A 4,264-nucleotide genomic window follows, 5' to 3' on the forward strand; every position below is an offset into this window, starting at 1 on the left:
CTCGAATACTTCTTTACAATACCATTCCCTACTTTCATATTATCCCCTAGTTTTTAATAATATAATTATGATTTTTTGATTTAATAAATATTTTGTAGGATGATTTAGAAAAAGTATTACTTTTTTGTAAAAAATGAAGTAATAAGTAATACTTTAATAATAATATTTATTATTTACTTGTCACATAATATTATATGCTATAAAATTTTGAGGGATTAATGTGGGTAGTAATAAAAAATTGTTTTTCATAATAATTCTATTGACATTTGTCCTGTTCGCTCAAGTGAGCTTCGCCCAAAGCGACAGTAACTTGACTTTACAGGATCATTATCAAGATGAATTGGCTATTGATGATTCAAACGGCTTGCATGAAAGTGATGCTAAAAACAAGACGGTATTTATCATTTCGGACAATCCAGGAACCAACATTATAGATTCAGCCTGTGATGAGATATACAATCACGATGGATTATCAGGATTCAATATGGTTGTTCGAAGCGGGGACCAGATAAAGAACATGGATGAAGAGGAACTTCATTCACTATTTGACAAATCCGATGCATTCATCGGAGAATGGATTAGTACAGATGTCGATTCTGTTCTGACAAAGCTTTTAGGAAAATACCCTGAATTATCCCACAAAGAGCTATTTTTGATTTTGGAACTGCCTTCAGGTAATGTTAACTCCGGTTCAAGTTCAATTAACCTCATTAGAAACAATACTATTAACTATAATAAGATATTTGCTTCTTTTAGTGACAATGAGCTGGTGGATTATTTTAAAAACACAAAAAGGGGATTGAACTTCAATGATGTAAACTCATACATCACCTCCACCGGAGCCAAATTCGACAATGTCTTCAATAACCTGGTTCTTTACAAGGACATCAACGATAAGCAAAACCTCAAAAATCAGATTCTATTCACATTAAACTTTTTGGGCTATGATTTCGCATATGAAGCTCAGAATTTCACAGGCTCAAAGACTTATGGTATTTATCGTGACAGGTGGTATTCACTGGATGAATACATCGCCACATTCTTCAACAGCTCAAATACACGCACAGTCGGAATATTGGAAAGTACAATGTACATTTCCTCCCAGCAGTTGCATCCGACAAATGCTCTCATTGAATCATTGGAATCAAAAGGATATAATGTGATTCCGGTTTATGCAGCAGGAGGATCTGCCGAACAGCTGAGAGTAATGGTTGAGTCATGGACCAGTGCGGGAGGAGACATTTCAGGATTTTTGGAAAACTCATCTAAATATGACACATATGTTGATGCAATTGTGTCAATGGTTGCCTATGGTGTCGGCGGTGAAAACTTCACAAAGGCAACATCATTCTTTGAAGAGCTGGGAGTGCCTGTTTTCAGGGCAGTTCACTCAGACTATGTTTCAAATGAGATGTGGGAGTTAGGCTCAACTGGTCTGACAACTGAGAAAAGCGACAAGTGGTGGCACATCACCATTGCCGAAACCCAGGGGATTATTGATGCGGTTTTCATTGGAGGCCAGGCAAGTTACATCTCTAATGTTACAGGTGCCAGAATCGTTACATATATTCCATATGAGAGAAACGTTGACCTGTTTACCGATAGAATTGATGCATGGGTTGATTTGAAATACACTGCAAATGCTGAGAAATTGATTTCAATAATTTATTATAACTACCCTCCAGGAAAGCAGAATATCGGTTCCAGTTACCTGGATACCATAACAAGCATTTATAATATCCTTTTAACCTTGAAAAATGAGGGATACAATGTAGGAGAATTGCCGACAAGTGTAGCAGAGCTCGAAGATTTGATGTTGAAATGCGGTATTAACGTGGCTAATTGGGCGCCTGGAGAACTTGAAAAGCTTGCTAACCAGTCAGGAGTTACATTGTTGCCGGTCAGCGAATATAATGAATGGTTCAACTCCCTGGATGAGATTGTAAAAATTCAGGTCCGCGAAGGTCCGGTAGCATACATAGGGGAGCTTTCAAGAAGGGCAGTGGAGCTTGACTATACTGTCACAATTGGAGATACAATAGATGACTGGTACAATCAGGTGGTAGCGCTCCTGCCGGAGGAAAATTCAGTAGCATCCAAGAATATTTTAACAAATATAGTCAATGCATTAAAACAGTACACATCCACCAAGGATGAAAGCTATTATAATCTGTTCCTGCAATATTTCAATGAATTTAAAGGCTTGAACGTTTCAGGATTGAACGGATGGGGAGAAGCACCTGGAAATGTCATGGTAGTCACAAGAGACGGTGTCGATTACTTTGTAATTCCGGGTTTGACTTATGGTAACATATTTATAGCTCCCGAACCTCAAAGGGGATGGGAATCAGACATAGAAAACCTTTATCACTGTACTGCAGTCGCTCCAACCCACCAGTATCTGGCGGCCTATTACTACATGCAGACAAAATACAATAATGCGATGATATTTACCGGAAGGCACGCTACACATGAATGGCTTCCTGGAAAAGAGATTCTACTTTCAGCCACCGATTACGGATCAGTTGTGGTTGGAGATGTTCCGCAGTTATACTTCTATATTGCTGATGGTTTGGGTGAAGCTATTCAGGCAAAAAGAAGGGGTTTTGCAGTTATCATTTCACATCTGACCTCTCCAATGTCCTATACCCATCTGTATGGCAACCTGACAGTGATGGCAAACAGTTTGACCAATCCGGACAAGTTACGTCAGCTGATTATAGATAATGACTACTCCACAAATCTTGGATTGACAAAAGAGGAAGTCCAAAGCCTCTCAAGTGATTTGCTCGTTCAAAAGGTAAACGATTTCCTGACTTCAATGCAGTCCACCCTTTATCCACTGGGTCTTCATGCATTGGGCCAATCCTGGTCAGAAGCGGATCTGGCAAGCACAGTTTCAGCCATGCTGTCCTATGATTATGTGCTTGAAAACAATCAGGGCACACTTAACTTATTCACTGAATTGTCAAACTACTACTATTCAAAAGGATATAATCAATTGTCAGCACTTGAAAGGGAATTCATACTGAACAAATCCTATGACATCGTAAAGGCATTGATTTACTGGGATGTGGGCACTGTTAACGGAGTTTTAATAGGTGAAAATGAGAAGTTCAACAACCCTAATTTCCTTGCTTGTCTTAATCTCGCTAAAAAATACATCGATTTGATAAACTTTTCAGTTTCAAATGAATTGGCCGCAATGGTTGACGGACTGAACGGCAGATATGTTCCAGTTGGAGAAGGTGGCGAACTTGTGGTAAAACCTGCAATATTGCCGACAGGTAAAAACATGTTCCAGGACCAGTCAAGCGAACTTCCAACAATGGAAGCATGGGAATATGCAAAAACCCTTGCATTACTGACTCTAGCCGATTTAAACGACACAACCGAAAAGATTATCATGGGTATCTGGTGTGTGGAAACCGCAAGGGATGACGGTGCGCTGGTTTCAACAGTACTCTATCTTTTGGGCATGAAGCCTGTTTGGACAGACTCATCAAGTGCAGGTTATGATGATGAGGGAAATCCTACCGGTAAAAAGGTCAGTCCAATGCCGGAAGTAATAAGATTGGATGATTTGACACGTCCGGACGGATGGGATAAAAAAAGGATTGATGTAACCGTAATTACAAGCGGACTGTTCAGGGATTTATATTCATCACAATCAATTTTAATGGATAACGCATACCGTGTTGCGCTTGCAAGATCATACTTGGCAATAATTAATAATCAGACATTAATGAATTCTGAAAAAGGACAATATTTAAGGGAGGCTCTTGAAGGAGTAATTAGAAGCATCAATTATTATGGTGTTTCAAACGAGCCTTTGGATTCAAATTATGTGGCACAGCACTGGATTGAAGACACTCTATATTATAAAGATGTTGGCTATAATCCAACTTATGCTGGTGAATGTGCAATAACAAGGATATTTGCACCACCTAACGGTGATTATGGTGCAGGAATTTCAAAATTGGTATCAATGTCATGGACATGGAACGATACTTCAGAGCTCGCAGACTTCTACCTTGGAAGAATGGGAAACATGTATTCCAAAAAATATTGGGGAGATACCAATCCGCTGGTATTCTTAAAGGCTCTGTCAAACTCAGATACAATTGTTGCCAGCCGTAACACCAACCAGTATGGTGTGCTGGACAATGATGACTTCTTCGATTACTGGGGAGGACTGTCCATGACAGTTGAGGAGATTTCAGGTAAGGCTCCAAAATTCAACGTGCTGATGTATGCCAACAAG

The 4,264-nt window shown here is 39.4% G+C and carries 1 protein-coding gene; it reads left to right on the top strand.

The window, feature by feature from the left end:
• Positions 1 to 220: 220 nt before the first annotated feature.
• Positions 221 to 4,264 (top strand): cobaltochelatase subunit CobN (locus tag QZN27_RS08990; RefSeq protein ID WP_296786647.1); only part of this gene is annotated, 4,044 nt, incomplete at its 3' end.

The sequence above is a fragment of the uncultured Methanobrevibacter sp. genome (genome assembly GCF_900316895.1).
GTDB lineage: Archaea > Methanobacteriota > Methanobacteria > Methanobacteriales > Methanobacteriaceae > Methanocatella.